The organism is Pseudomonas sp. P5_A2_2 (assembly GCF_054177685.1).
Genome location: NZ_JBGCUL010000672.1, coordinates 1 through 2,493, shown reverse-complemented (window position 1 = coordinate 2,493; position 2,493 = coordinate 1). Strand labels below are relative to the sequence as shown.

The following is a 2,493-nucleotide window of genomic DNA, read 5'->3' as shown; positions in this document are numbered from 1 at the left end:
GATCTGGATGCAGGGCATGATGGCCGGCCACAAGAACGCCTATGACTGCATCAAGGCGTTCTCGGAAACCGACTTCACCGAAGACCTGAAGAAGTTCGACGTGCCGACCCTGGTGGTGCATGGCGACGCGGATCAGGTGGTGCCCTACGAAGCGGCGGGCGTCTCCTCCGCCAGGCTGGTGAAGGGCTCGACCCTGAAGATTTACCCGGGCGCCCCTCATGGTTTGACGGACACCCATAAGGATCAGCTGAACGCTGACCTGTTGGCGTTCTTGAAAGGTTAAAAAAGCCGGATCAAAAGATCGCAGGCTTCGCCAGCTCCTACAGGGTCGCGTGCATGCCCGTAGGAGCTGCCGAAGGCTGCGATCTTTTGCTTTTAAGGCCATGCACCACCTGACAGCGCCAGGCAAACGGATTGATGCCTTCGCTGCGGGTGAAGATGTGGCAGAAGTGCGCCTGATCGCAGAAGCCGCATTCAAGGCTGATCTGCGTAAGGCTCATGTCGGTGTACTGGATCAATTGCTTGGCCAGGACAATGCGCTGCTGACGGATCCAGTCCTGGGGCGAGAGGCCGGTGCTGCACTTGAACGCGCGGGAGAAGTGACTGCGCGAGAGGGCGCAGGCCTGTGCCAGTTCAGTGACTTCCAGGCTGTCGCCCAGACGTTCGAGGATCAGTTGCTTAACCAGTTTTTCGCGTTGCGGGCTGAGGCCGCCGGGGTGGGGCTTGCGAGGTTCGCTGGCAGGTGCGCGGGCGGTGATGTGCTGTGGGAAAGCCATGGCCATTGTCCGGTCGGGGGAGGAAAAGCGCTGGCGCCCGGTTCGAGCGATCAGCACCGTTACTCTGGAAAAAACAGTTCTGCGCTGAGGGCTTCATTGTTGGAGGCGCCCGCTGTGGCTGACGAGTTAAACGTTGTTAATTCCATGTCCGAGGCTGTGAACACAGCACATCGTTGCAAGTGCGGGCGACGTCGATGGGCACAAGATGCGCAATATGGAGCGGGCCACAACGGACCGTCGATTGGTTTGAAAAGGTGAACAGATGAAACGGACATGGCAGGGAACGCTGGGCGCCATCGGCCTGGTTCTGATATCCGCCAACGCGCTGGCCCAGGCGCCTGCGCAGGTGGGCACGCAAGTACCCGGTTACTTTCGGCTGGCACTGGGGGATTACGAAGTGACGGCGCTGTTCGACGGTTATAACGACCTGTCGCCGAAGCTGTTGCAAGGCATGAGCCAGAGCCAGATCCGCGCGCTGTTGGCCCGTCGTTCGATTGAAACCCCGGGTGTGCAGACCGCCTTCAACGCCTTTCTGGTCAACACTGGTAAACAGCTTGTCCTGATTGATACCGGGGCAGGGCAGTGCATCGGTCCTACCGCCGGCCAGCTCCCGGCCAACCTGCAAGCGGCCGGCTACAAACCGGAGCAGGTGGACGCCATCCTGATCACCCACCTGCACCTGGATCACGTCTGTGGCCTGGTGGACGGCCAACAGCAACCGGTGTTCGCCAACGCCACGGTGTACGCGGCCAAGGCCGAAGCCGACTACTGGCTCGACCCGCAGGCGTTGGCCAAGGCACCGGAAGCGGCCAAGGGCTACTTCAAAATCGCCCAGGATTCCACCGCGCCTTACGTGGCCGCCGGCCGATTCAAGACCTTCACCCCCGGCCAGTCACCGCTGCCGGGCGTGGTCGAGGCGCAACTGGAAGCCGGGCACACGCCGGGCAGCACCACGTACCGTTTCACCTMCCAAGGGCAAAGCATCCTGTTCATGGGCGACCTGGTGCACAACCTCGCCGTGCAGTTCCTGCACCCTGAGGTATCGATCGGTTTCGACGTCGACAGCCAGCATGCGATCAAAAGCCGCAACCAGGTGTTCAGTGCCGCTGCCGCCAGCAAGACCTGGGTGACTGCGGCGCACCTGCCATTTCCCGGCATCGGTCATATCACCGCCGAAGGCAAGCATTTCCAGTGGGTGCCGGTGGAGTACGGACCGTACAAACGAGCGGCGAACGTGCCGTTGATCGAGTAAAGTCGGCAGTTCTCGCGCCTGGCCGACCACACAAGGAACCCGAGCCTATGAACCGTAACGATCTGCGTCGCGTCGACATGAACCTGCTGGTGATTTTCGAAGCCCTGATGTTCGAAAAGAACCTGACCCGCGTCGCCGAAAAACTGTTCATGGGTCAGCCTGCGGTGAGCGCCGCGTTGGGGCGTTTGCGCGATCTGTTCGACGACCCGTTGCTGTTGCGCAACGGTCGCGGCATGGAACCGACGGCGCGGGCGTTGGCGATTCTCAAGGAATTGCAGCCGGCGATGGACACCATTTCCGGCGCGGTCAGCCGGGCCAAGGAATTCGATCCGGCGACCAGTTGCGATGTGTTCCGCATCGGTCTGTCGGACGATGCCGAGTTTGGTTTGTTTCCACCGTTGCTGCGTCAGTTGCAAGAGGAAGCGCCGGGCATCGTCGTGGTCGTGCGGCGGGCCAATTACCTGT

At 61.2% G+C, this 2,493-nt stretch carries 4 protein-coding genes; 3 read left to right on the top strand and 1 reads right to left on the bottom strand.

Annotation, left to right across the window (positions count from 1 at the left end; translation table 11 throughout):
- Positions 1-283, top strand: a 283-nt coding sequence (locus tag ACXRVY_RS24005; protein WP_458238428.1) for an alpha/beta fold hydrolase, incomplete at its 5' end; no start/stop codon positions are given.
- A gap of 37 nt (positions 284-320) precedes the next feature.
- Here ACXRVY_RS24005 and ACXRVY_RS24000 read toward each other — a convergent pair.
- Positions 321-776 (bottom strand): helix-turn-helix domain-containing protein, encoded by a 456-nt coding sequence (locus tag ACXRVY_RS24000; RefSeq protein WP_223463851.1) that lies wholly within the window; start codon positions 774-776, stop codon positions 321-323.
- Between the two features lie 262 nt (positions 777-1,038).
- Between ACXRVY_RS24000 and ACXRVY_RS23995 the strand changes: the two genes are divergently transcribed.
- Both ACXRVY_RS23995 and ACXRVY_RS23990 read left to right on the top strand, forming a co-directional pair.
- Positions 1,039-2,028 (top strand): MBL fold metallo-hydrolase, encoded by a 990-nt coding sequence (locus ACXRVY_RS23995; RefSeq protein ID WP_458238427.1) that lies wholly within the window; start codon positions 1,039-1,041, stop codon positions 2,026-2,028.
- Between the two features lie 47 nt (positions 2,029-2,075).
- A partial coding sequence (locus ACXRVY_RS23990; RefSeq protein WP_458238426.1) for a LysR family transcriptional regulator occupies positions 2,076-2,493 on the top strand: 418 nt, incomplete at its 3' end.

What these genes read in the sequence shown, in the direction of transcription:
- ACXRVY_RS24000 (WP_223463851.1), bottom strand. Translation starts at nt 776, where the DNA reads ATGGCTTTCCCACAGCACATCACCGCCCGCGCACCTGCCAGCGAACCT.